This window comes from Dactylosporangium sp. NBC_01737 (assembly GCF_035963215.1).
GTDB lineage: Bacteria > Actinomycetota > Actinomycetes > Mycobacteriales > Micromonosporaceae > Dactylosporangium.
On sequence record NZ_CP109153.1, the window covers coordinates 11,489,349 to 11,511,955 of the forward strand.

General features: G+C 74.4%; 26 protein-coding genes and 1 pseudogene. 17 read left to right on the top strand and 10 right to left on the bottom strand.

What is annotated here, in order from left to right; genetic code table 11:
* Positions 1 to 6: 6 nt before the first annotated feature.
* From OHA72_RS52945 to OHA72_RS52955, 3 genes are all read left to right on the top strand, one after another.
* Positions 7 to 810, top strand: a complete 804-nt coding sequence (locus OHA72_RS52945) for an alpha/beta hydrolase fold domain-containing protein (protein ID WP_327003700.1) — start codon at positions 7 to 9, stop codon at positions 808 to 810.
* The gene (locus OHA72_RS52950; RefSeq protein WP_327003701.1) at positions 807 to 1,778 is read left to right on the top strand and encodes a DUF1152 domain-containing protein; all 972 of its coding nucleotides are present in this window, start codon (positions 807 to 809) and stop codon (positions 1,776 to 1,778) included. Before OHA72_RS52945 ends, OHA72_RS52950 begins: the two co-directional genes overlap by 4 nt.
* Positions 1,779 to 1,903: 125 nt before the next feature.
* Positions 1,904 to 2,395, top strand: a complete 492-nt coding sequence (locus OHA72_RS52955) for a hypothetical protein (protein ID WP_327003702.1) — start codon at positions 1,904 to 1,906, stop codon at positions 2,393 to 2,395.
* 28 nt (positions 2,396 to 2,423) lie between these two features.
* On the opposite strand, the gene lepB is transcribed toward OHA72_RS52955, so the two are convergent.
* Positions 2,424 to 2,963, bottom strand: a complete 540-nt coding sequence (gene lepB, locus OHA72_RS52960; RefSeq protein WP_327003703.1) for a signal peptidase I — start codon at positions 2,961 to 2,963, stop codon at positions 2,424 to 2,426.
* Between the two features lie 152 nt (positions 2,964 to 3,115).
* Here lepB and OHA72_RS52965 point away from each other — a divergent pair, with 152 nt between their 5' ends.
* Both OHA72_RS52965 and OHA72_RS52970 read left to right on the top strand, forming a co-directional pair.
* Positions 3,116 to 3,634: a TrmH family RNA methyltransferase gene (locus tag OHA72_RS52965; protein ID WP_327003704.1), complete on the top strand. Its 519-nt coding sequence runs from the start codon at positions 3,116 to 3,118 to the stop codon at positions 3,632 to 3,634.
* Positions 3,635 to 3,715: 81 nt separating this feature from the next.
* Positions 3,716 to 5,800, top strand: a complete 2,085-nt coding sequence (locus OHA72_RS52970; RefSeq protein ID WP_327003705.1) for a HEAT repeat domain-containing protein — start codon at positions 3,716 to 3,718, stop codon at positions 5,798 to 5,800.
* Positions 5,801 to 5,846: 46 nt separating this feature from the next.
* Here the strand turns inward: OHA72_RS52970 and OHA72_RS52975 are convergent, their stop codons facing one another.
* On the bottom strand, positions 5,847 to 6,233 hold the full coding sequence (locus OHA72_RS52975; RefSeq protein WP_327003706.1) for a tautomerase family protein: 387 nt from the start codon (positions 6,231 to 6,233) through the stop codon (positions 5,847 to 5,849).
* Positions 6,234 to 6,301: 68 nt separating this feature from the next.
* Here OHA72_RS52975 and OHA72_RS52980 point away from each other — a divergent pair, with 68 nt between their 5' ends.
* Entirely contained in the window at positions 6,302 to 6,757 is a 456-nt protein-coding gene (locus OHA72_RS52980) for a MarR family transcriptional regulator (protein ID WP_327003707.1), read from the top strand.
* A gap of 15 nt (positions 6,758 to 6,772) precedes the next feature.
* Here the strand turns inward: OHA72_RS52980 and OHA72_RS52985 are convergent, their stop codons facing one another.
* Complete coding sequence (locus OHA72_RS52985) at positions 6,773 to 7,171, bottom strand: nuclear transport factor 2 family protein (protein WP_327003708.1); 399 nt, start codon at positions 7,169 to 7,171, stop codon at positions 6,773 to 6,775.
* A gap of 59 nt (positions 7,172 to 7,230) precedes the next feature.
* Here OHA72_RS52985 and OHA72_RS52990 point away from each other — a divergent pair, with 59 nt between their 5' ends.
* Positions 7,231 to 7,785, top strand: a complete 555-nt coding sequence (locus OHA72_RS52990; RefSeq protein WP_327003709.1) for a TetR/AcrR family transcriptional regulator — start codon at positions 7,231 to 7,233, stop codon at positions 7,783 to 7,785.
* Between the two features lie 57 nt (positions 7,786 to 7,842).
* Here OHA72_RS52990 and OHA72_RS52995 read toward each other — a convergent pair whose 3' ends face one another.
* On the bottom strand, positions 7,843 to 8,682 hold the full coding sequence (locus OHA72_RS52995) for an alpha/beta fold hydrolase (RefSeq protein WP_327003710.1): 840 nt from the start codon (positions 8,680 to 8,682) through the stop codon (positions 7,843 to 7,845).
* A 56-nt stretch (positions 8,683 to 8,738) separates the two neighbouring features.
* Between OHA72_RS52995 and OHA72_RS53000 the strand changes: the two genes are divergently transcribed.
* On the top strand, positions 8,739 to 9,401 hold the full coding sequence (locus OHA72_RS53000) for a TetR/AcrR family transcriptional regulator (protein WP_327003712.1): 663 nt from the start codon (positions 8,739 to 8,741) through the stop codon (positions 9,399 to 9,401).
* Here OHA72_RS53000 and OHA72_RS53005 read toward each other — a convergent pair.
* Complete coding sequence (locus OHA72_RS53005; protein ID WP_327003713.1) at positions 9,387 to 10,010, bottom strand: TetR/AcrR family transcriptional regulator; 624 nt, start codon at positions 10,008 to 10,010, stop codon at positions 9,387 to 9,389. The genes OHA72_RS53000 and OHA72_RS53005 overlap by 15 nt on opposite strands.
* 68 nt (positions 10,011 to 10,078) lie before the next feature.
* Between OHA72_RS53005 and OHA72_RS53010 the strand changes: the two genes are divergently transcribed.
* On the top strand, positions 10,079 to 10,630 hold the full coding sequence (locus tag OHA72_RS53010) for a peroxiredoxin-like family protein (protein WP_327003714.1): 552 nt from the start codon (positions 10,079 to 10,081) through the stop codon (positions 10,628 to 10,630).
* On the opposite strand, the gene OHA72_RS53015 is transcribed toward OHA72_RS53010, so the two are convergent.
* Positions 10,617 to 11,336: an alpha/beta hydrolase gene (locus OHA72_RS53015; RefSeq protein WP_327003715.1), complete on the bottom strand. Its 720-nt coding sequence runs from the start codon at positions 11,334 to 11,336 to the stop codon at positions 10,617 to 10,619. The two genes, OHA72_RS53010 and OHA72_RS53015, sit on opposite strands and share 14 nt — an antisense overlap.
* A gap of 155 nt (positions 11,337 to 11,491) precedes the next feature.
* Between OHA72_RS53015 and OHA72_RS53020 the strand changes: the two genes are divergently transcribed.
* The gene (locus OHA72_RS53020) at positions 11,492 to 11,857 is read left to right on the top strand and encodes a winged helix-turn-helix transcriptional regulator (protein ID WP_327003716.1); all 366 of its coding nucleotides are present in this window, start codon (positions 11,492 to 11,494) and stop codon (positions 11,855 to 11,857) included.
* Between the two features lie 11 nt (positions 11,858 to 11,868).
* Here OHA72_RS53020 and OHA72_RS53025 read toward each other — a convergent pair whose 3' ends face one another.
* Genes OHA72_RS53025 through OHA72_RS53035 form a run of 3 tightly spaced genes read right to left on the bottom strand, consistent with a single transcriptional unit; the run spans position 11,869 to position 14,362 of the window.
* Positions 11,869 to 12,000 carry a hypothetical protein gene (locus OHA72_RS53025; protein ID WP_327003717.1) on the bottom strand — a complete coding sequence of 44 codons (132 nt, stop codon included), beginning with the start codon at positions 11,998 to 12,000 and terminating at the stop codon, positions 11,869 to 11,871.
* The gene (locus tag OHA72_RS53030; RefSeq protein ID WP_327003718.1) at positions 11,997 to 13,538 is read right to left on the bottom strand and encodes a tetratricopeptide repeat protein; all 1,542 of its coding nucleotides are present in this window, start codon (positions 13,536 to 13,538) and stop codon (positions 11,997 to 11,999) included. Before OHA72_RS53030 ends, OHA72_RS53025 begins: the two co-directional genes overlap by 4 nt.
* The gene (locus OHA72_RS53035; RefSeq protein WP_327003719.1) at positions 13,499 to 14,362 is read right to left on the bottom strand and encodes a hypothetical protein; all 864 of its coding nucleotides are present in this window, start codon (positions 14,360 to 14,362) and stop codon (positions 13,499 to 13,501) included. Before OHA72_RS53035 ends, OHA72_RS53030 begins: the two co-directional genes overlap by 40 nt.
* Positions 14,363 to 14,489: 127 nt before the next feature.
* Here OHA72_RS53035 and OHA72_RS53040 point away from each other — a divergent pair, with 127 nt between their 5' ends.
* The 4 genes from OHA72_RS53040 (at position 14,490) to OHA72_RS53055 (ending at position 18,063) form a co-directional block, all read left to right on the top strand.
* Positions 14,490 to 14,816 carry a YciI family protein gene (locus OHA72_RS53040; RefSeq protein ID WP_327003720.1) on the top strand — a complete coding sequence of 109 codons (327 nt, stop codon included), beginning with the start codon at positions 14,490 to 14,492 and terminating at the stop codon, positions 14,814 to 14,816.
* Complete coding sequence (locus OHA72_RS53045; RefSeq protein ID WP_327003721.1) at positions 14,813 to 16,045, top strand: RNA polymerase sigma factor; 1,233 nt, start codon at positions 14,813 to 14,815, stop codon at positions 16,043 to 16,045. The genes OHA72_RS53040 and OHA72_RS53045 overlap by 4 nt, the downstream gene beginning before the upstream one ends.
* 72 nt (positions 16,046 to 16,117) lie before the next feature.
* Entirely contained in the window at positions 16,118 to 17,404 is a 1,287-nt protein-coding gene (locus OHA72_RS53050; protein WP_327003722.1) for a condensation domain-containing protein, read from the top strand.
* 11 nt (positions 17,405 to 17,415) lie between these two features.
* Positions 17,416 to 18,063, top strand: coding sequence for a hypothetical protein (locus tag OHA72_RS53055; RefSeq protein WP_327003723.1), 648 nt, complete (start codon positions 17,416 to 17,418; stop codon positions 18,061 to 18,063).
* Here OHA72_RS53055 and OHA72_RS53060 read toward each other — a convergent pair.
* Positions 17,981 to 18,538, bottom strand: coding sequence for a DoxX family protein (locus OHA72_RS53060; RefSeq protein WP_327003724.1), 558 nt, complete (start codon positions 18,536 to 18,538; stop codon positions 17,981 to 17,983). The two genes, OHA72_RS53055 and OHA72_RS53060, sit on opposite strands and share 83 nt — an antisense overlap.
* 255 nt (positions 18,539 to 18,793) lie before the next feature.
* Here OHA72_RS53060 and OHA72_RS65315 point away from each other — a divergent pair.
* The 3 genes and pseudogenes from OHA72_RS65315 to OHA72_RS53075 all read left to right on the top strand — a co-directional run.
* Positions 18,794 to 18,976, top strand: a pseudogene (locus OHA72_RS65315) (RNA polymerase sigma factor); the annotation flags it as partial.
* Positions 18,977 to 20,304: 1,328 nt separating this feature from the next.
* Positions 20,305 to 21,345: a hypothetical protein gene (locus OHA72_RS53070; protein WP_327003726.1), complete on the top strand. Its 1,041-nt coding sequence runs from the start codon at positions 20,305 to 20,307 to the stop codon at positions 21,343 to 21,345.
* Positions 21,346 to 21,462: 117 nt separating this feature from the next.
* The gene (locus OHA72_RS53075; protein ID WP_327003727.1) at positions 21,463 to 22,605 is read left to right on the top strand and encodes a hypothetical protein; all 1,143 of its coding nucleotides are present in this window, start codon (positions 21,463 to 21,465) and stop codon (positions 22,603 to 22,605) included.
* Positions 22,606 to 22,607 lie beyond the last annotated feature (2 nt).

The following is a 22,607-nucleotide window of genomic DNA, read 5'->3' on the forward strand; positions in this document are numbered from 1 at the left end:
CGTGCCATGACCGACTTCCACCCGCTCCCGGAACCGCGCGCGACGCTCACCCACGCCAACTGTGTGGTGTCGACGCCGGTGGGGTACCGCCCGCTGCATCTGGACCTGCACGTGCCACCGGGCGACGGGCCGTTCCCGGTGCTGCTGTGGATCCATGGCGGGGGCTGGCTGACCGGCAGCCGGGTGTGGACCGTCGATCAGCGGTTCCACGAGCGCATGGTGGCGCGGGGTTACGCGGTCGCCGATGTCGACTACCGGCTGGTGCTGGAGGCCACGTACCCCGCGCAGCAGGCCGACATCGACGCGGCCGTGCGCTGGCTGCGCCACCACGCCGCGGCGCTGCGGATCGACCCCGGCCGCTTCGCCGTGCTCGGCGAGTCGGCCGGCGGCCAGCTGGCGGCGATCGCCGCGCTCACCGGCACCGGCGACACCGCGATCCAGGCCGCCGTCATCTGGTACGGCCCCGCGGATCTGGCCGGCCTGCGCGAGCAGCACGACCCGTTCACGGCCCCGGCGATCCTGCTCGGCGGGCCCATCGCCGAGCGCGCGGCCTTCGCACGGCTCGCCAGCCCCCTGCACAACATCCACCCGGAGGCGCCGCCGTTCCTGCTCGTGCACGGCACCGAGGACGAGACGGTGCCGTTCGCGGAGGCCGCCGGCTTCGCCGAGGCGCTGCGGGCGCAGGGTGTGCGCTGCGACGTGCTGACCGTCGAGGGCGCGGGTCACGTCTTCACCGGCGCCGCCGTCGAGGTCGGCACCCTCACCGAGGCCGGTGCGGACTTCCTCGACGACGTCCTGCCCGCGAGGTGACGGACCCCGCATACGAGCTGGCCGTGCCGCCGCTGTTCGCCGCGCTCGCTCCGGCCCGCAACATTCTCATCGCCGGAGCGGGCGGCGGGTTCGACGTGTACGCGGGGCTGCCACTGGCGCTCGCCCTCTGGCACCGCGGCGCGCAGGTGCACCTGGCCAGCCTGTCGTTCTCCGAGCTCGAGCTCATGGACCGCGACGCGTGGGCGGCCGAGCACGTCGCGGCGGTGCGCCCGGACACGGCCAGCCCCGACTGGTACTTCCCCGAGCGGACCCTCGCCCGGTGGCTGGCGGCGCGGGAGCTGCCGTCGACGGTGTACGCGTTCCCGCCGCTCGGTGTCCAGACGTTGCGGGAGGCGTACCGGTACCTCATCCGGCACCTGGACATCGATGCCGTGGTGCTCGTCGACGGTGGCACCGACGTCCTGCTCCGCGGCGACGAGAGCGACCTCGGCACCCCGGTCGAGGACATCACCAGCCTCGCCGCGGTGGCCGCGCTGGACGTGCCGGTCAAGCTGGTGAGCAGTCTCGGCTTCGGTATCGACGCGCACGACGGCGTCAACCACGTCCAGGTGCTGGAGAACCTCGCCGCGCTCGACCGTGACGGCGGCTACCTCGGCGCCCTGTCCATCCCCGGCAACAGCCGGGAGGCGACGCTGTACCGCGACGCCGTCGCCGACGCCCACGCCGCCACCCCGCAGCGGCCGAGCATCGTGCAGGGGCAGATCGCCGCGGCCACCGGCGGCGCCTTCGGCGACGTCCGGTTCACCGGGCGCACCAGCGGCAGCACCCTGTTCGTCAACCCGCTGATGGCCGTCTACTTCACCGTCGAGCTCGACAAGCTCGCCGCGCGATGCCTGTACCTCGACCGCATCGAGAACACCATCGGCCGGCGCCAGGTGATCACCCGCATCCAGGCGTTCCGCGACGAGCTCGGCAGCGCCCGCATCCCCCGCGCGTTCCCGCACTGACCGTGCCCGCCGGACCGTGACTACCCGGCGGGCACGGCGCGGAACCGGTCGGCATCGCGACGCCACGAACGGCCGCTGATACGGCCTGACGCGACGCTGAACCGGCGGCTGGGTAACCTCCGTCCGTGGGTCACAACATCGTCGGGCTGCTCCTGCCCGGTCCGTGCGACCGGCGAGCGGTCACCGACTGGGACGTCACCGAGGCGCCCCTCGGGGGCGGGCTGAGCCTGGCGCACCTCACGCACTACTACACCGCCTACTGGCAGGCGCGACGGGGCGAGACGGGCCTGCTCGACCTGCCCGCCGGCCTGCCGCCGGTCTTCCCCCGGGAACGGGTCGTGCTGCGCCTCGCGGCGGCACTGACCGGGACCGCCGAGCCCACCTTCGCGCTGGTGATGACGGACTACTTCGGCGGGGCCGGCGACCAGTGGGCGTGCGTGTTCACGGCGGGGCAGCGCACCGGCGGCGTCCGGACCGTCAACGACGCGCTGCGCGCACTCGGCGTCCAGGCAACCGGCGGCACCGACGAGTTCGACACCGTCGGACTCGGCCGGCACAGGCACACCCCGGACCGCCTCGACCGCTACGAGGACCTGTGCGCCGAGCTCGGCATCTAAGGCGTGTGGGTGTCGGCGGACGCCGACCTCACCCCGTGGTCATGACGGCGAACACGGACGCTACCGGCACCGGCCCGGCGCACCGTGAGTCGTTCGACCTCGCGCGGTTGTCGCCCAGGACGAAGACGGTATCGCCCGGCACCGTCAACGGGCCGAACCGGCGCGGCTCACAGGAGCCCGGATTCGGCGGCACGTCCAGCGGCGCGTCCTCGGCCACGTACGGCTCGTCCAGGGGCTCACCGTTGACCGTCACCTTCCCGGCCACGGTGCAGCAGGCGACCGTCTCACCGCCGACCGCGACGACCCGCTTGAGCAGCGGCGACGAGCTGTTGACCCAGTGCGGTCCGTCGCCGTGGAACAGCACGACGTCGCCTCGCGTGGGCTTGTATCCACCCTTGAGCGTCCGCACGGTGATGACCTGGCCCGCCTTGACCGCCGGCTCCATGCTGACACCGCCCTGCGTGAACCGCTCGGTCCCGCCGTCGGCGGCGCTGTCTTCGGTGGCGCCGCTGCACCCGCCCGTCCCGGCGAGCGCAGCGACGACGAGCAACGGCCACAGCCTTCTCATCCGGCCGATCCTGCCAGAGCACGGCGGCACCGTGTTGCCGGATCATCGGCGCTGTATGGTGGTGGGGACCACGTTGTCGTCGATGGCCCGCGTGCGCCGAGAAGCGCGTCCCACATGACCTACGAATACTGGAGCGTCTCCGCTCCCCTGCGGTGAGTCCCGCGATCCGGGTCCGGACCCGGCGGGAGATCCAGTCGGCGCGACGCCCACGCCGGCACCGGTGCTGGGGGCATCTCGTCGCCGCGCCGCTCTGGCCGATGCACGGCGCCAACCTCGGCACGCTGGTGCGCACCTGCGACGCCGTCGGCGCGTGCATCGCGGTGCCGCCGTTCGGATGGGTGGACGAGGCGCTCGCCCGCGGCAACACGCTGCGGCAGCCCGCCTGCGTGCACCGGGTCAGCAGCCCGCTGCAATGGCTGGCCGACGAGCGCCGCGCCGGGTCCGCCGTCCTCGGGGTGGAACTGGCCGACGAGGCGGTGCGACTCGCGGACCTGCCCGCCGCCCGCCGCCGGACCGTCATGGTGCTCGGGCACGAGGCCACCGGCATCCCGCCGGAGGCACTCGACCTGCTCGACGGCGCGGTGGAGATCCCGATGATCGGCACCGGCATGAGCCTCAACGTGGCCGTCGCCGGATCGCTGGTGCTGTACAAGCTCGCGGGCCTCCTGTAGGGCCGCCACACCCCCGCGGCACTGCGGCCCGCCGGCGGCGCGTAACCACGGACGGTATCGGCCATGCCCTATATTGGCGCGGTGCTCGAGGGACTCGATGCGGTCGACTGGCCGGCGTTCGACGGGGCGTACGGCCCGGCGACGGACACCCCGGACATCCTGCGGGCGATGGCCGATCCCGATCCGGAGACCGCCCGCGAGGGGCAGCACGAGTTCGCCTCGTCAGTCTGGCATCAGGGCAGCGTCTATCCGGTGACCGTGGTGGCCGTGCCGTTTCTGGTCGAGCTGGCGACCACACCCGGCGTGCGGCACCGCGACGGGCTCCTCATCACGCTGGGCATGCTCACCGACCCGGAGCACAGCAGGGGCGATGACCTGCCGGCCGTGCAGCAGGCGATAGCGGCTCGCGGTGCCGCGCTGGTGCCGCAGCTCGCCGATCCGGACCCGGAGGTCCGGGCCGGGGCCGCGTACGCGCTGGGCCGCTGCGGGGCGGGCGCGCTCGAGGCGCTGCGCGACCGGTGGACGGTCGAGTCCGACGAGGCGGTCCGGGCCGCGCTGCTGCTGGGGATCGCCCATCACGACGGGGCGACGTGCGCCGAGCTGCTGCGGGCGGCGGCGGCTGGCGGTGCGGGACCGGTACCGGCGGCGGCAGCGCTCGCACACGCCAAGGCCGGGCTCCCGCTGCCGCCCGAGATCGTGGCCGCGGTGGCGGCGTCCTTCGCCGCGCACGATTGGCGCACCCCTTGGGCGGAGGGCGGCGCGCTGAACGAGACGCTGCAACGGCTCGACGCCGGGTCCGCCGACGCGCTCGCCGCGGCGATGCTGGCCGGCGGGGGCGCCGCCGACGGGCGGGTCCGCCTGGCGTGGTCCCTGCAGTCCCGGTTCCGGGCGAAGCGATCCGCGCCGGTGGCGCTATTACCCAGGCTCCGCACGCTGCTGAACGACCCTCACGACAAGGTCGTCGCCGCTGCCGTGGACGCCGCCGTGCACGCCGGCACGGCCGCGTCGGCGGTCGCCGGGGAGCTGGCCCGCATCGCCGCCGGTGGCCTCGCGGCCGACGCGACGCCGGCGGCGACGATGCCTTTCCGCCACGTCAACGGTGGGCTGACCGGGTACCCGGAACCGGCGAACACCGCGCTCGCCGTCCTGGTCCGGCTCGGTGACCGGCGCTGGCGGGACGTGGCGCTGCCCGCGTGGGAGGCCGGTCACTGGACGTCGGCCGACGGGCTGCTCGACAGGTACGTCCCGCAGTTCGACCCGGTCGCCCTGGGTGGGGTGCGCCGCCGGATCACCGCGCTGCTCGCCGCACGCGTGCCCGGCAACCCGATCATCGAGGCGGTGATGACGCTCGTGGGGTGGGGACCGGCCGCGGCCCCGGCGGTGCCCGAGCTCATCGCCGCGCTGCCCGCCGCCACGGCCGCCGTCCCGCTGGCCCTTGCGGCGATCGGGCCGGCCGCACGCGAGGCCCTGCCCGCGCTGCGCAAGGCCGGCGACACCCGCGCCGGACACGCGATCTGGCGGCTCACCGGCGATCCCGAGCCGCTGGTGACGGCCGCGGCCGCGATGCTGGAGCGCACACCGCCGTACCGGATGGACTACGAGCTGAGGCTGGTCGCCGACACCGGTCCGGCGGCCGCGCCGCTGGTGCCGCGACTGCGCCCGGCGCTGACCGGCACAGCCGACCGGACCGCCTCCGAACGCGCGGCCCAGATGGCCGTCGCCCGCCTGGTGTGGCGGGCCACCGGCGACGCGGCGGCGGTGCTGCCGACCGTCGCGGCCGTGCTGCCCGCCGGTGACGCATCCGCCCGGCCGGCCGCCGCGCTCGCCGCCGACCTGGCACCCGCCGCGGGCGGGCTGCGGCCACTGCTGCGCGACGCGTTGGCCAACAGCTGGGCCCGCGTCGACGCCGCCCGCGCGCTGTGGCGGCACGGCGTCGACCCGGCCGAGCTCATCGACGCGCTGCTGACCGCCGCCGCCGATCCCGGCGGCGACTCGGGGGCGGTGGCGCTGCTGGTGGAGATGGGCGCGACCGCAGCCGTGCCCGGACTCATCGAGCTGGCCGAGCGCGACGAGCGGGTCGTGCGCCACGGCACCTGGACCGACACCGTCTGGGCGGACGACACCCTCCGCCGCAACCTCTGGGCCGCGGTGACCACACTGAGCTGATCACGCCGCCAGACGCTGAGGTCGCACGCGGGGTTGGACGGGTCCGCTACGTCGTGACGACGGCTCCGCCGATCGCGGTGCGGCCGGCCACGGTGCCGACGAGTTCGACCGTGACGCCGGCGCGGACGTGCTCGCCGAAGACGTCGACGACGGCGTCCGTGACGCCGGAGGCGAGGCGGGCGACGATCTCGTCGGCGTCGGGGCGGCTGAACGCGGCTTCCCTGATGCCGAACGTGACGGTGGGCGAGGGCGCCTGCGCCGGCGCGCCGCCGATGCCCCAGCGGGTGGAGGGCAGGCCGATCAGGTGCACGACCACGGTGCTGCGGGCCCACTCCCCGTAGACGGCGACGACCGCGTCGGTCAGCTTCCCGATCAGCGCGGTCTCACGGCCGGCCAGGTCGCTCTCCAGGACGTGGACGCTGAGATGGGGCATACCATCCTCCGGGAACGAGTTTGATCGCAAATCAGCTTTGATAGCAAAGGTATTTGGAGGATGGGTGGATGTCAACGCCTGACACCACGGACGACACGGTCAGGGAGCTGCTCCTGGTCATGCCGAGGCTGGTCGGCAGGATCAAACGCCTGCCGCCGCCGGAGCAGCTGCGGTCGCTCGACCTGGCGCCGAGGCACCTGTCGATGCTGTCGCTGCTGCTGCTCGACGGGCCGCTGACCGTCTCGCAGCTGGCCGGGATGCTGGGTGTGGCACCGACCACGGTGAGCCTGATCGTGAGCGACCTGAGCCGCAAAGGGGTCCTGGTGCGGCGCGAGGACGACGCCGACCGCCGCCGGCGCATCATCGACATCAGCGACGAGAGCCGCCCCGCCATCGCTCAATGGCTGTCGCCGGGCGCCCGGGCGTGGCGGCACGCCCTCGCACCGCTGAGCCCGGCACAGCAACGGACGTTCGTCGACACGTTGCTCAGGTACGAGGCGGCGGCCGCGGCGGAGCGCGAGTAGGAGCGCACCGCGCCGTCAGGGCTGCAGTGGAACGCGGCGTGGCCGGACGACCCGGTGCGTGATCCTCCAGCCGCCGGCGCCGAGCTCGACCGTGTCCTCGTAGGTCCCGCTCGCGACGGACCCGTCCGTCATGACACCCAGATACTTGGACAGCGCCCGGACCGTGCCGTCCGCTGCCGCCTCGAGCACGATGTTCGTGACGTGATGGGCGAGCGGGTTTGCCTCGCCGAGTGCGAGCGCGGCCTCCCGCGCGTCGGCCAGCCCGGCGAGCACGCCGCCCCCGAGGGCGCTGACGTCATAGGTGACGTCCTCAGTGAACAGCGCGGGCAGGCCGGCGAAGTCGCCCCGATCGGTCAGATGCCCGTGCAGGTTGATGACGTCCTCGATGGCGAACCGGTCCTCCGTGGTCAGCATCGCTCGCCCCTCCACATAAGTGGGGATGTCCCCGTTTTGTTGCCGTACCATATGCGGGGATGTCCCCGGATAGCAAGCGCCGGCCCCGGTCCGACGCACGACACAACAGGGAACGCCTGATCGCCGCCGCTCGCGAGCTCGTGGCGGAGGTCGGCAGCGAGGTCGCGCTCGATGAGGTCGCGCGGCGCGCGGGCGTCGGCAACGCCACGCTGTACCGGCACTTTCCGACCCGTGCCGAGCTGCTCGCCGCGCTGTACACCGACGAGGTGCGGGCGCTGTGCGACCACGGCGACCGGCTCCTCGCCGCGCCGTCGCCGATCGAGGCGCTGTTCGCCTGGCTCGACGCGTTCGTCACCCATGTCGCGACCAGACGCCCGCTCGCCCTGGCGGCCACCGACGTCCCGGACGGCCGCCGGACGCCGATGTTCCACGAGTGGCACGCCGCGATCAACGCCACCGCCGCCGCGCTGGTGCGGCGCGCGCAACCGGCGCTCCGGCAGGACGTCACGCCGGCCGACGTACTGGCACTCGCCAGCGGCGCGGCGCTCACCACCGACGCCGAGAACGCACGCCGCCTGGTCGCACTGCTCCGCACCGGCCTGGCCGCCGACTGATCCAGGGGCGCGGCGGGGCACGCCGCCCGCCGTGGAGACGGCGGGCGGCGCATCGGGTCATTTCGACGCAGCGAGCGTGGCGGCCCGGCCCGCGAAGACGGCGGCCACGCGGGCGAGCTCGGCCGGCGCGGTCAACGGCAGCATGTGGTTGACGCCGTAGATCGTGGTGGCCGTGGCGCCCGGGATCAGCGCCGCCAGGTAGGCGGTCATGCGGTGCACCGCCGGTGAGCTCTCGCCGCCCTGCACCAGCAGCACCGGAGCGGCCAGTCGCGCCGGATCGAAGGGCCAGACGTTCACCGCCGGGATCTCGCCGGTGAAGAAGTAGCCGCTGCGGCGCTCGGCCTCCTCGACCGCACCCGGGCCGAGCGCGTCGGTCATCGCCCGGCGGTAGTCCGGGCCGCACACGGGGGACATGAAGGCGTCGAAGGCGGCCGGCAGGTCGCCGCGGGCCACGGCGCCCATCGCCGCGCCGATCGCCGGGCCGAGAAAGGCGTGCAGCGCCTCGTGGTCGGCCGGATCGGTCAGGGAGTCGATCAGTGGAGGCTCGCTCAGGCACAGCGTGCGCACCAGCTCGGGGTGGTCGAGGGCCAGCTGGAGCGCGAACGGCGCGCCCGACGAGTGGGCCACGACGTGGGCCGGGCCGGTGCCCAGCCGGCACAGCAGCTCGGCGGCGTGCCCGGCATGGTCGGCGACGGTCAGGCCGGCGGGCGCAGGCGCGGCGGTGTACCCGGCACGGATCAGGCGGATCACCCGGTACCCGGCGAGGGCTGGATCGGCGGCCATCGGCACGAACCAGTCGGCGAACCCGCCGGCGTGCATCAGCAGCATCGGCTCACCCGGGCCGCCGGAGTCGGTGTAGGCCAGTTCGGCGCCGGCGACGTGGCAGTACTCGATCATGAGGATCTCCTTCGCTAGAGTCAGCTCTAGTGAGTGACTAGAGTAGGCTCTAGCGGATGAGCGGGCCTGTCAAGAAACCGAAGAAACCCGACAGCCGGCCGACGCGGGCCGAACAGGCCCGGGCGACCAGGCGGCGCATCATCGCGGCGGCGGCCGAGCAGTTCATCGCCCTCGGCTACGGCGCGACGCGGCTGGACCAGGTGGCCGAGCGGTCCGGCGTCGCCGTGCAGACGGTGTTCTTCCACTTCGGCAACAAGCGCACCCTGCTCAAGGAGGCGCTCGACGTGGCCGCGGTGGGCGACGACGAGCCGGTCGCGCTGCTGGAGCGCCCGTGGATCGAGCAGATCCAGCAGGAGACCGACCCGCAGCGGATCATCGAGCTGTGGATGGTGACCGGCCGCGCCATCGTCGAGCGGGTCGCCCCGCTGATGCGGGTCGTGCGCGGCGCGACGGGCACCGACCCCGAGCTCGCCGCGCAGTGGGACACCAACCAGCAGCAGACCCGCACCGCCTACGGCTTCCTCGTGCAGCTGCTCGCCGGCCGCGACGCCCTCAGACCCGGCCTGGGCGTCGATCAGGCGGTCGACATCGCGTTCGTCCTCGGCAACGTCGAGACCTACCTGCAGTTCAGCGAGGTGTGCGGCTGGACCCTCGACGAGTGGCAGCAGCGCGTCGGCGAGCTGCTCGGCGCCGCCCTCCTCGGCTCAGCCGGGCGGTGATGCGTCCAGGCCGTTGAGCAGCAGGGCGAGGCCGCCGTGGAACTCCTCGTCCGGGCCGACCCGACGGGCCTCGGCGCCGAGGTCGCGCATGTTCGGGAACGACGCGGGGTCCAGGCCGGCGATGGCGACCGTGCCGGGGCCCGACAGCGGGCCGAGGTGCTCGAGCTGGATCGCGCCGATGAGGTACGACAGCAGCCCGCGCAGCGCGACGACCCGCCGCCTCGCGTCGCCGACGGGCTCCGACAGGATGCCCGCCACGGTCTCCGACCAGCGCAGGATGGCCGGCGAGCTGTGCCGGTGGGTCATCGTCAGCGGCACGACGGCCGGGTGGGCGCCGACCGCCACCCGCACCCGCTCCACCATCACCGTCACGCGCTCCTGCCAGGTGCCGCCGGCCGGGGGCGCCGGGTCCACGGCGCCCAGCACGCGTTCGACGATGAGGCCTTCGAGATCCTCGCGATCGTGCACGTACCGGTACAGCCCCATCGTGCTCATGCCCAGCTCGTGCGCGACGGCGCGCATGTTCAGCCCGCCGAGGCCGTCACGGTCGAGGACCGCGAGCGCGGCGGCGGCGATCTGCTCGGGTGTCAGCGACCGTGGGCGAGGCATGGCACTTGACAGCGTACGACCTACGCCTACTCTCGTAGGAGTACAACGTACGCTTACAGGAGGTTGCCGTGCACGCTGTCGATTCGCGCCGTCTGCAGGTCGTCGTCGGAGCGCCGGTCGCGCTGCCCGACCCGGACCAGCTGGTGCACCTGCAGTTCCGTCGCTTCGCCGGATGCCCGGTCTGCAACCTGCACCTGCGCTCGATCGTGCGGCGGCACGCCGAGATCACGGCGGCCGGCGTCCGCGAGGTGGTCGTGTTCCACTCCTCCGCGGCGGAGCTGCGTGAACACGTGACCGACCTGCCGTTCGCGGTCGTGCCCGACCCGCAGCGACGCCTGTACCGCGAATTCGGCGTCGAGTCGTCCCGCCGCGCCCTGCTGAACCCGCGCGTGTGGCCGACCATCCTGCGAGCGGTGGCCCGCAGCTCGTGGGCGCTGCTGCGCGGCCGCGAACGGCCCCCGTCGCTCAATCCGGCCGGCGGCCGCCTCGGCCTGCCCGCCGACTTCCTGATCGCCCCCGACGGCACGGTGCTGGCATCGAAGTACGGTGAACACGCCTACGACCAGTGGTCGGTCGACGAGCTGCTGCACCTCGTGAAGGGGACGGTCAGGCGAGCTTGAGCAGCAGCTCGGAGAGCTCGACCGGCATGGTGACCATGCAGTCGTGGCCGGTGGGCAGCTCCCACACCTGTGCGGGGGTGCCGTTGGGCTGCGTCGCGGGGACGGGCCGTCGTCCCGGCGGCGCGCCGGCGACGCAGTGGATGTGGGTGCGGGCGATCGCGTTCGCGGCCGGGTTGTCCAGGCGGACCCGTTGCTGGAAGCAGCGCACCGGCTCGTCCGACAGCATCGAGCGCACCCAGGCGACGTCCGCCGGGTCGGTGACGCCGAAGAGGCCCGCGGGCGGCGGCAGCGGCGGCAGCGGGGGGATACGCCACGGGGCGCCGGACCGTGCGGCCTGGTCGATCAGGAGCTGGGTCATGGGGATGACGTCGATCGCGTTCTCGCCGTCCTCGGGCACCATGGCGTCGAGGTAGACCAGGTGGGCGATCCGGTCCGGGATCCGATCGGCGACCGAGGCGATGATCATTCCGGCGTAGCTGTGCCCCACCAGGATCACCTCGGTCAGGTCCTCCCCGGTGATCAGCCGGACGATGTCGTCGACGTAGGTGTCCAGCCCCACCTCGGGGGCGAGCAGCTCGGCGCGGTCGCCGTGGCCGGTCAGGGACGGTGCGAGCACCAGGTGCCCGGCCATGCTCAGCAGGGGGACCACGCGATCCCAGCTCTGCCCGCTGTGCCAGGCGCCGTGTACCAACAGGTATGCAGACATGGTTGATCGTCCTTCGATGAGCCGTTGCGGTGCAGAAGGGCCGGCGGTTACCCGCAGTGCCTCGGTACCTTCCAGGAACTACACTCAGCATCGAGCACCCATCGCGGCCCGCGCAATCAGGCACATTGCCGTGCCCCGGTTCCCCGGAGGTAACCATGTCCGCAACGGATGACGAGCCCGCCCGGCGGACCGGGTGCCGATCCATCATCGAAGACAAGTGGGCGCTGCGGATCGTGTCGACCCTGGGCACCGGGCCGCGCCGGTTCACCGAGCTCAAACGCGCCACCGACGGCATCAGCCAGCGCATGCTCACCGTCACCCTGCGCAGCCTGGAGCGCGACGGCATCCTGACCCGGACGGTCTACAACGTCATGCCGCCCAACGTCAGCTACCGGCTGACGCCGATGGGCACGGCCCTGCTCGAGGCCGCCACCCCACTGCTGGCATGGACCACCGACGCCCTGCCGCTCATCGACGCCGCCCGCGCGGAGTACGACGCGCGCAGCCGCACCGCACCGTGACCCCGGGGGCGCTACCGCTCGGGCCGTCCGGCCGTGTCCCGTTCCGCGGCGCGGACCGCGCTGTCGCCGACGGCGCGGGCCGCTCCCGCGCCACCCAGCACCGCGCCGATGCTGACAACGCTCGGCAGGCTGAAGTCGCTCACGACCCGCCGTCCGGGCCACCGGGAGCGGCCGGCGGGTCGGCGCCGGCGAGCAGGGACACCGCCAGGCCGGCGAGCGACGGGTCCGCCAGCGGCACGGCGGCCAGGAACCGTGGGGTGTCCTGCTGGGTCGCCAGCGCGTGGGCCAGCTGGGTGCGGCACCGCCGCGGGTCCACCTCGACCCCGGCCCGCACGCAGGCGGCGAGCGACAGGTTGCCGCCCGCCCCGCCTTCGCGGGACAGCAGGCAGGCAAAGGCCTCGTCCATGACGGCGCGGGCGCGGCCGGGCTCACCGGCGCGGGCGTGCGCCACCGCCCGCGCGGCGAGTGCCGGCACCCGATGGTCCGGGTGGGCGTCCGTGAGCCGCTCCAGCAGGGCGTCCGCGCGGTCCGTCTGGCCCAGCTCGGCGGCCGTGACCGCGAGCAGGGACAGTTCGCCGTCGATCGCCCGCCGCACGGCGCCCGACCAGCCGAGGGCAGCGCGGGTGGCGAAGTCGAGCAGTGACCCGGCGAGGTCCGCGTCTCCCCGGGCGGAGGCGACGATGGCAAGAGCGGTCGCGGCGTCGGCGACCGGCCCGGTGCCGGCCGTCACCCGCTGCACCGCAGGCTCGATGTCGCCGCGGATCGCGTCGATGAGCGGATCCGCCGGCCAGTCCTCGGCCTCGGACGGCCGGACCAGTGTGCAGAAGTCGTCGAGCAGCGGGCTGCCGGCCCGCAGCGCCAGGACCGCGATCCGGGTCGCCGTGTGCTGCAGCCCCCGCCACTCCACCACGGACGGCGGCGACAGCTCCCGCAGCTCGCCGGCGCGGGTGAGCAGCGCCATCGCCGTGTCGAAGCGGCCGGCGCCGGCCGCGCCGACGGCGGCCTTGCGAAGGAGACCCGCCGCCTCGACGCCCTCGGCGAGTTCGTCCACAAGGGACAGACGGTCGGTGCGCCCGGCCGCCTCGGCCAGCGGCGGCAGCATCCGCACCCGCAGGTCTTCGTCGCCGCCGGCCAGCGCCAGCAGCGGCTGCGCCTGGTCCAGGCGGCCCACCTCGGCGACCGCCTCGGCCAGCGCCAGGATCTCCCAGAACGGCTGCCGGGGGTGGTACATCGACCGCAGGATCTCCTCGGCCCGCTCGGGTCGCCCGGCCTCGGCCAGCGCGACGGCGAGGTCCCGCCGCGGCTCGATCTGGCGCGGGCCGGGGACGGACCGGGCCACGGCAGCGGCCCGGTCCAGCAGCGCGCCGGCGCGTTGCTCGTCGCCGGACTCCGTCGCCGCGCGGGCCATCTCGATCAGCGCCGCCAGCCGGATGTCCGGGTCGGTGATGCGCGCGATCCGCCCGCACGCGGACGCGTGGTCGCCGAGCAGCTCGTACACCAGGGCCAGGCGGGCATGCAGCTGGTGCTGGCTGGAGTCGTAGCCGAGAAGCCGGATCGTCGGGCCGGCGCGCTGCAGACAGCCGAGGGCCCGCTGCGGGTCGCCGACCCGGGCCGCCGCCTCGGCGAGCTCGGTCAGCGCGATCAGCGTCTCCCGCAGCCGCAGCTCCTGCTGGCCGTGCACGACGGTGCCGTGGTCCAGGGACGGCAGGCTCCGCGCGGCCGCGTCGAGCAGCCGGCCGGCCCTGGTGCGGTCCCCGCCCCGGCGGCGGCGCGGGCGAAGGCGGCGACGACGCGGACCGTGTAGGCCGGGTCGCGCGGGTCCGGGAACGACCGTTGTGCCGCGTCCGCGCCCCGGACCTCGGCCGACGCGAACGCGATCAGCGACAGCCGGTACGCCCGCAGGTCGGCTGGGCGCAGCCCGTCGAGCTGCCGTTCCGCCTCGGCGATGAGCTGCCGGGCGTGCCGCCGAGCGCCGATCGCCGCGTACGCCTGGGCGACCGCCGCCATCGCCTCACCCCGGTGGTCGGCGTCCGGCGCGACGCTCGTGCGCCGCAGCACCGTCTCGGCCTCGCGCAGCAGGTCGCGGGCGAGGCCGGTGGCGCCCAGCCGCGCGGCGGACCGGCCGAGGACCGCGAGGTGGCGGGCCCTGAACCAGTCCGACGTGGACGGCCGCGCCGGGTCACGGGCCGCGTCCACCAGGCGCCGGAACCGTGGCACGTCGCCGTTGCCGGCGGCGACCTCGGCCAGGCCGGTATACGCCTCCATCGAGTGCAGGATGAGCGGCGCGACGTGTTCGGCGCGGCTCCAGTCGCCGAGCCGGGCCCACGCCACCGGGATCGCCGCGGGAAAGCTCTGGCCGCGGTCGGCGACGAACGCGATCAGCCGGTGCCTGCGCATCGCCAGGATGCACATCTCGCGCAGCGCGTCGCCGCCGGCCGTCGCGCTCAGCAGATCACCGAGCTGCTGGACGGCGGGCCCGTCAAAGCTGGGCTCCGCCCCGGACACGCGTCCAGACTACGGCGACTTTGCAAGAATTCTCCGGGCGGCGGTGTCGGATCGGGGCGGCGCCGTTCGTAGCAGGGATGAACGGCCGCCCACGAGGGGCGCCCGGACCACAGGAGATGATCGTCAGATGCAGTACCTGGTTTCCGTGATCTTCGACTCGCCCGGACTCGCCACGCCGGAGGAGATGGCGGCCATCGACGTGTTCAACGACCGGCTCCAGGCCGACGGGCACTGGGTCTTCGCCGGCGGCCTCGCGGCGCCCGCCTCGGCAACGGTCGTGGACAACCGGGGCGACGGGGAGGCGCTGTTCACCGACGGGCCGTTCGTGGAGTCCAAGGAGTTCCTCGCCGGCTTCTGGGTCATGGAGGCCCCCGACCTGGACGTGGCGCTCAAGCTCGCCGCCGACGGGTCGAAGGCCTGCAACCGGAAGGTCGAGGTGCGGCCGTTCCTGTGAGTGGGATCGACGTGCGCGAGGCGATCACCCGGGCGCACCGCGAGGAGTGGGCGCGGGTGGTCGCCGCCCTGACCAGAAGGTTCGGCGACCTCGACACCGCCGAGGAGGCCGCCGCCGAGGCGTTCACGACCGCCGTCGAACGGTGGCCGGCCGACGGCGTACCCCCGAATCCCGGTGCGTGGCTGACCACCACCGCCAACCGCAAGGCCATCGACCGGATCCGCCGTGAGGACAAGCGCGACGACAAGCAGAAGGAGGCTCAGTTGCTGCACGACGACGACCCGCCCGAGCCTGTCGGCGCCATCGACGACGAGCGGCTCCGGCTGATCTTCATCTGCTGTCACCCGGCGCTCGCGACGGAGACCCGCGTGGCGCTGACGCTGCGCATGGTCGGCGGCCTGAGCGTGGCCGAGATCGCCCGCGCCTTCCTGGTGCAGGAGACCGCGATGGGGCAGCGCATCACCCGCGCGAAGGCCAAGATCAAGGCGGCGCGCATCCCGTATCGGGTGCCGTCCGCGGACGACCTCCCGCGCCGGGTGTCCGGGGTCCTCGCCGTGCTGTTCCTGGTGTTCAACGAGGGCTATCTGGCGACCGGCCCCGACACCGACCCCGTCCGGCAGGACCTGACCGCCGAGGCGATCCGGCTCACCCGCCTGATCCGTGCCCTCCTGCCGCACGACGGTGAGGTGGCCGGGCTGCTGGCGCTGATGCTGCTCATCGAGGCCCGGCGCACCGCCCGCGTCTCGGCGGGCGGCGAGCTGGTCACGCTCGCCGAGCAGGACCGCGGGGCGTGGGACGCGGCGATGGTCGCCGAGGGCCACCGGCTGGTGCGCGAACGCCTGTCCACCGGCGTCGCCCCCGGTCGCTACCAGATCCTGGCGGCGATCAACGCCGTGCACACGTCCGCGCCCGATGTACGCGACACCGACTGGACGCAGGTCGTCGCGCTGTACGACCAGCTCGTCCGCCTCGACGCCTCGCCGATCGTCGCGCTCAACCGGGCGATCGCGGTCGCCGAGCTCGACGGCCCGGAGGTGGCGCTGGCGGCCGTCGACCGTCTCGGCACCGCGCTGGCCGGCTACCACGCCTACCACGCGACCCGCGCCGACCTGCTGCGCCGGCTGGGCCGCGGCGGGCAGGCACGGGCGGCGTACGACACCGCCATCGAGCTGGCGGGCAACACCGCCGAGCGGGCCTACCTGACCCGCCGCCGCAGCCAGCTGGGGTGACGCCGCGGGCTGCACATTTCCTGCAACCGCCGGCGCCGTCCGGGGGCCCCGGATTCCCCTAGAGTGACCGCCATGGATGAGGTGGCGGGCCGCCGCACCGTGTCGTTCGCCGGGGAAGGCTCCGGGGAGGGTGAGCTGTCCTGGGGGCAGCTCGACGTCTGGCTCAAGATGCGCAGGCTCGGCCGGACGTTCGCGATGGGTGGTGCGCGGCCGCTGCCGCCGCGCACCACCGTCGAGGACGTCGCCGGGGAGCTGGCGTACCTGATGGGGCGCTACCAGTCGATGCGGACCCGGTTCGTGCCCACCACCGGCGACGACCCGCCCCGGCAGGTCGTGCACGACCACGGCACGATCGACCTCGAGCTCATCCCCGCCGGGCAGGACGCCGAGGACGTGGCCCGGCGATACCGGACGACACCGTTCGACTACGCGGCCGAGTGGCCGGTGCGGATGGGTGCCGTCGTGGACGGCGACCGGTGCACCCACGTCGTGCTGGTCATGTCGCATCTGGTGTTCGACGGCGCAGGGGCGGTCGTCATGATGGCCGAGACCGCCGCCCGCACCACCGCACCGGTGCGCGGCATCGCGCCCCTCGAACAGGCCCGGCAGCAGGCGCAGCCCGCGGCGCAACGGCACAACGCCGCCGCGCTGCGGCACTGGGAGACGCGGCTGCGCCAGATCCCCGTGCCGGTCGTGCCGCCGTCGCGGGACGTGCGCAGCCCCCGCTACCACCACGGCGTGTTCCGCTCCACGGCGCTGCCCGCGGCCCTCTCCGCCGCCGCCCGCGAGCACGGCACGGACACCGCGGCGGTGCTCCTGGCCGTGTTCGCGATGGCGTTCGCGGAGGTGACCGGGGTCCTGGTCCTGCCGCTGCGGCTGATGGCCAGCAACCGCTTCCGCGCCGAGCTGGACGGCAGCGTCTGCCCCGTGTCGCAGAACGGCCTGTGCGTGCTGGACACCACCGGCGCGTTCGGCGACGTCGTACGGCGGGCCCGCGGCGCGGCGATGGCCGCGTACAAGCACGCCTACTACGACCGCCGGGCGCTGGAGGCCCGCGTCGCCGCCGTCGTCGCCGACCGGGGACCCGGGGTCGACCTGGACGTGAACTTCAACGACCGCCGGTTCGGCGGCTCGCTGCGGCCCATCCCGCTCCCGGCCGGGGCGGACAGCGAGTTCACCTGGGTCAGCGCCCACGACGACCCGCAGTCCGGCTTCTTCCTCAGCGTCGACGGCTCCGACGAGGTGCTGGAGATGACGCTGTACGTCGACAGCCACTTCCTCGCCCCCGACGACGCCGCCGCGGTCCTGCACGCGATGGAGACGGTCGCCACCCGTGGGCCGGTGACGCACGCGCTCTAGGATCGGCGGTCATGACCGAGCCCTATGAGCTGGCGACCGCGGTCCTGCGCCAGGATCCGGGGCGGGACCTGGAATCGCTGGGGATCGACCGGCTGCCGCTGCCGGAGCGGCTGATGGTGCGGGCGTTCGCGCTCGGGCTGGAGGAGTACCCGGAGGACAAGGCGCACGCGGTGTGGCTGTTCCACGAGGCGCTGGCGCGGGACCCGTACCATCCCGGCGGCCTCTACGACCTCGCCTGCGTCCTCGCGAAGGCCGGCGACCGGCGCGGCGCCGCGGTGGCGTTGCTGGACGCGATCCGTGACGGCGGCGGCGAACGCCTCGCGACCCGTGCCGCCGCCGACCCGGACCTCGACCTGCCGGCCGACGAGCTGACGCGGGCGGTCTCCGGCGGGGCGCACTGCCTGTCGGCGTTCCAGGTCCGCCCGGAGCACGACGGCGGCAGCATCCGCTTCCGGGTCCGGCCGCAGCAGCGCGAGCAGGCCCACGAGGAAAGCCTCGCGCTCAGCGTCAGCGGCGCTCCCCCGGCGACCGCCTCCTGGCCGAGGCGGTCGCCGCCGAGTTCGGCTGACGGCATGATCAGAACTGGGTGTGCGTCATCGTGTACCAGGTCGGGACGAACACCGTCAGCACCATCAGCACGAGCACGGCGACCGAGGTGAGGACCCGCCGGGTGGTGAGCGGCGCGGCCTCGACGGGTCGCAGGTCGGCCCGTCCGGCCGCGAGGAACGCGGCCACGGCGCCCAGCACGACGGTGGCGGGCACGAGTGCGTACTCGCCGCGCACGACGTGGAAGCCGGCGGCCAGCAGCATGGTGAGTGCGAGACCGGCGGCGGCCAGCGGCGTGAGCCTCGGCGCGACCCGGGTGATCGCGGGCAGGAGCAGGCCGATCCCGCCGAGCACCTCGACGACGCCGATGCCGACGATGAGCGGCTGCGGCACCGCGGCGTACCAGGCCACGGCGCGGGGTGCGGCGGCGTAGAGGGCCCCGTCGTACAGCAGGACCTTGCCGAAGCCGCTGCCGGCGAAGAAGAAGCCCCAGACGATCTGCAGTGCCCAGAGGACACCGTTGAGGGTGAACCAGGACCTGCGGATGGTGCCGGCGTCGGGCTGGTGCGCGGTGGCCTGTGCGTTCATGGCGTGTCTCCTGCGTGTCGTCCGGGTGTTGCTGACAGGAGCCATCCGAGCATCGAGGCGCCGGTGCCCGCGCCGCCCGTGGGACACCATGGGACACCGGCGAAGCGGGCCACCTGCGCAAACACGACCGTGTGCCGTTGCCGCCGCCTGGGACGGCACGGGTGTTGCAGAATTTGCCGCAGTCGGTGAGAGGTCGGACGGTGCGCGCACACGTACCGATCTGACAGGGTTCTCTCACGCCTTCTGGAGGGTGGCATGGCACTCGATCAGGACCCGCTGTGGACGCGCCTGCGCGACGGTGACAGCGGTGTGCTCGACGAGCTGTTCCGGCAGTACGCGCCGAAGCTGCGGCGGCACTTCGCGCGGGCGCTGCCCGATCGCGGCGAGGCCGACGACTGCGTGCAGGAGGTCTTCGTGCGGATCGCGGCGGCGGCCGCGGCCGAGGACCCGCCGCCGGTGCAGCGGATGGGGCCGTGGCTGTGGGGACTCGCCACCAACGTCGGCAACGCCCGGGTCGGCGCGTTCGTGCGGGCCCGGGAGAAGGCCCGCACGCTGGAGGATCCGACGCTGGCGCCGCCGTTGCGGCCCGGCGTCCATCACGACGCGCCGGAGCTCGACGACGACGGCAGGCAACGCGCGATCGACGACGCCGAACAGGTCATCGAGACCCTTCCGGCCAACCGGCGGCTGCTGCTGGAGACCGTCATGGCGGTGGTGCGGCGGGAGGGTCGCGAGGTTGTCGGTGAGGAGCTCGCCGGCGAGCTGGGCAACGGCCGGGACGCCGCCTGGGTGCACCGGGAGCTCAGCCGGGCACACGCCGACGTGCGGCGGAAGATGGGGATCCTCGCGGTGGCCCGCGCCGCGGGTGGGTGCGGCACCGCCGCGGGCCTGGTTCGCGCGCCGGGCCCGCAGCTGCGGTTCGCGCAGCTCGACCGGGCGGAGACGGCCGCGCTGGCCCGGCACGCGACGGCGCCGGTCGCGCACCTCGACGCCGCCGCCGACGGATCCGGGGACGGGTGCAAGCGGTGCACCATCATCTTCCGTGACGCGCAACGGGCCGGGCTGTACGCGTTCGGCCCGGGCCTGCTGCTGCTCGCGACCCAGGTGCTCGACGGCGACGGCCGGCCACGCCGCGACGCGCTGGTCGCGAGCGTCACCGAAGCCGTGGCGGCCACCACCGACCCGGCTGCTGCCGCCACCACCGACTCCGCCACTACCACCGCCACCGCCACCGCCACCGCCACCGCCACCGCCACCGCCACCGCCACCGAGGCCGCTACCACCACCGACGCCGGCACCGCCGACGACACCGGCGAGGGCACTGAGATCGACGCCGGCAAGGGCGCCGGGGTCGACCGGGCCGGCGGGGCGCCGGTCGACGGCGGAGCGCCGGCCTCGCTGCAGCGGGGCGGCGGTCTCCGGGCGTTGATCGACGCGGCCGCCCAGCGCGTCGCGAGCATGCCGATGGTCGGCAACGTCGTGCAGGTCGTGCAGGCCAACCCGGCGGTGCTGCGAGTGGCGGGCCTGGCCGTGGTGGCGCTCGCCGCGGGCGCGACCCTGGCCGCGTCCGGCCCGGGCGGCCTGCCCGTGGAGGTCGAGGGCGGGCCGGCCCGTTCGCCGGGCGCCACCGGCCCGGCCACGGCACCGGGGCCTTCGGCACAGCCGGGCGGCACACCCACCAGCCCGGCGCCGGGCGCCTCCACAGCCCTGGCACCGGGCCCGGCACCGGGCCCGGCGGCGGACCCGGTGGCGGGCCTGGCGGCGCGGTGCCCGGCCCCGGCGGCGGGCCGGGCGTGTCCCTGCCGGCGGTGTGGGCCTTCGGGCAGGTCCGCTGGGTCGACCACCCGATCGGGACCACGCACGACCTGGCACCGAACCCGGAGCACCCCACCAACGACGAGTCGAACTGGACGTACGGGCCGTGGCGCACGGGCGGGCCGGGCGGCGGTCGCGTCGCCACCGCCACGCACACCGACGTCGGCCGGCAGCGCATCGTCCTGCCCGGTGCCGGCGCCCCCGGGGGCGTCGCGCACGCCACCGCATACGACTACACCGGCGCCGGGGCGACCTGCCAGCCGTCGGCCTGGCACCAGGACGGCATCGACGAGGTCGTCGACGTGGCCTGCTTCGACCGGTCCGGCGGGCCGGCCGACGTCCCGGTCGACGTGCTGTTCCTGGCCGGCACGCCGGCCGGCGGCGCCCGCGGCTTCGTGCACGCCGCGAGACCGGCGGCGTCGTCGTACACGCCCGGCGCGCCGGACGCGTCGAACACGGGCCAGGTACGCCGCACCGGCACCGGCCGGTACACGGTCGCGGTGCCCTCCGGTGCCACCGCGGTGCAGGTGTCACCGGTCGCGGGCGCGGCCAGGTACTGCGCGGTCGCCGGCGTCGCCGGTGGTGCCGCGTCCGTCGTGTGCACCGGCCCGGGCGGCGCGGCGCAGGACACCGCGTTCGTCCTGAGCCACACCGGCCGGGAGAGCCTCCTCGGCGACCCGCGGGTGCCGTACGGCGCGTTCCTCACTGGCGCCGGCACGTCCGGTCCGGGTGACTGGTGGGCGGGGAAGCCGGGCGCCGTGACGGTGGACCGGACGGGCGCCGGCCGGTACACCGTGCGCCTGCCGGTCGGGCAGCTGCCGAGCTACACACACGTCACCGGGCGCGGCCCCGGGCACTGCGGCCTGGTGCTGCGCAACGACTACGGCACCAAGGACGCCGTCGTGCTGCACGTCGCGTGCTTCGCCGCGGCGGGCGCGCCGGCCGACGCCGCGTTCGACCTCACCTACGCCACGGCGTCGCCGTACGAGTGACCGGCCGGGCCGCCGCGGAAAATCTTGGCGCGAACCTGAGAGATCGCCGTAGCCGCAGCAACGACCACTGTGCACACGGCCGCCGACCCGCGCGGCCGGGCGAGGACAGGAGGTCCCGTGGACACCGTGGATTCGAGCACTCCCACCCCCGGGCGGCGGCACTCCCGCCGCACCGTCCTGCGCGGTCTGGCGTCGGCGACCGCCGGCGCCGGGCTGGGCGCCGCCTTCGGCACCGCCCTGGGCGCCGCCGGGGCGGCACCGGCGTCGGCCGTCGACTTCGGCACGGTCACCTGGTCCCCGGCCGACCGGGGCACCCCGATCAACGGGCTCGGTTTCCGGATCGTCACCGGCGACGACGACCTGCGCGGACCCGAGGGCATCGAGCCGGCGAGCAGCATCACCGCGTCGGTCGTCGTGCGGCATCTCGACCGCACCGTGACGGTCAACCGGTGGCTGAACAGCGACGGCGCGGGCTGGCCGAACCGGTCGACCCGGGACCGCTGGATGTCCTTCGCCGCCGCGGGCCTGCCGACGGTGCTCGCCGAGAACATCGTCAGCGTGCGGCTCACGTTCGTGCCGAACACCGTGTGGTCCCTGGACAACTGGAGCATGGCAGCCCTGTCGGTCTTCTACCCGAAGGGCGACGGCCTCGGCGACCCCGCGTTCGTCCCGGCCGCCAACGGCCTCGGCATCGACAACAGGTTCCGGCTGCTGGCCACCGGCGGCGGACAGCCGTGGCTGCACCGCTTCCGGCAGTCGTTCGACATCGAGGGCGGTCCGACGTTCGACACCGTCAACCCGCTGCACAACCCGGTGCTCGGGCAGCGCAACTGGCGCTGGTGCCGCCGGTGCCAGTCGCTGTTCTTCGCCGGCAACACGTCCTCCGGCGCGTGCCCGCTCGGCGGCGGCCACGACCGCACCGGCAGCGCCAACTACGTCATGCCGGCGTACAACGCGCCGCTGCCGCCGCAGGTGCAGAACGGGTGGCGGTGGTGCCGGCGGTGCCAGGGGCTGTTCTTCGGGCCGTTCGTCGGCCGCTGCCCGCTCGGCGGCGGGCACGAGGCGGTGGGCAGCTCCGACTACGCCATGTACGTCAACGACGGGCAGTCGCCGAGGATGCAGGTCGGCTGGCGCTCCTGCGGGGCGTGCCAGTCGATGTACTTCGCCGGCAACGGCGGCTCGGCCTGCGCCGCCGGCGGCGGGCACGACCCGACGGGCAGCTTCCAGTACCAGATGGCGTTCTCCTCCCGCGAGCCGTGACC

Coding starts and splice junctions, on each gene's coding strand:
- OHA72_RS52945 (WP_327003700.1), top strand. CDS start 7: ATGACCGACTTCCACCCGCTCCCGGAACCGCGCGCGACGCTCACCCAC.
- lepB (WP_327003703.1), bottom strand. CDS start 2,963: ATGAGAAGGCTGTGGCCGTTGCTCGTCGTCGCTGCGCTCGCCGGGACG.
- OHA72_RS52975 (WP_327003706.1), bottom strand. CDS start 6,233: ATGCCCCATCTCAGCGTCCACGTCCTGGAGAGCGACCTGGCCGGCCGT.
- OHA72_RS52980 (WP_327003707.1), top strand. CDS start 6,302: ATGTCAACGCCTGACACCACGGACGACACGGTCAGGGAGCTGCTCCTG.
- OHA72_RS52985 (WP_327003708.1), bottom strand. CDS start 7,171: ATGCTGACCACGGAGGACCGGTTCGCCATCGAGGACGTCATCAACCTG.
- OHA72_RS52990 (WP_327003709.1), top strand. CDS start 7,231: ATGTCCCCGGATAGCAAGCGCCGGCCCCGGTCCGACGCACGACACAAC.
- OHA72_RS52995 (WP_327003710.1), bottom strand. CDS start 8,682: ATGATCGAGTACTGCCACGTCGCCGGCGCCGAACTGGCCTACACCGAC.
- OHA72_RS53000 (WP_327003712.1), top strand. CDS start 8,739: ATGAGCGGGCCTGTCAAGAAACCGAAGAAACCCGACAGCCGGCCGACG.
- OHA72_RS53005 (WP_327003713.1), bottom strand. CDS start 10,010: ATGCCTCGCCCACGGTCGCTGACACCCGAGCAGATCGCCGCCGCCGCG.
- OHA72_RS53015 (WP_327003715.1), bottom strand. CDS start 11,336: ATGTCTGCATACCTGTTGGTACACGGCGCCTGGCACAGCGGGCAGAGC.
- OHA72_RS53020 (WP_327003716.1), top strand. CDS start 11,492: ATGTCCGCAACGGATGACGAGCCCGCCCGGCGGACCGGGTGCCGATCC.
- OHA72_RS53040 (WP_327003720.1), top strand. CDS start 14,490: ATGCAGTACCTGGTTTCCGTGATCTTCGACTCGCCCGGACTCGCCACG.
- OHA72_RS53050 (WP_327003722.1), top strand. CDS start 16,118: ATGGATGAGGTGGCGGGCCGCCGCACCGTGTCGTTCGCCGGGGAAGGC.
- OHA72_RS53055 (WP_327003723.1), top strand. CDS start 17,416: ATGACCGAGCCCTATGAGCTGGCGACCGCGGTCCTGCGCCAGGATCCG.
- OHA72_RS53060 (WP_327003724.1), bottom strand. CDS start 18,538: ATGAACGCACAGGCCACCGCGCACCAGCCCGACGCCGGCACCATCCGC.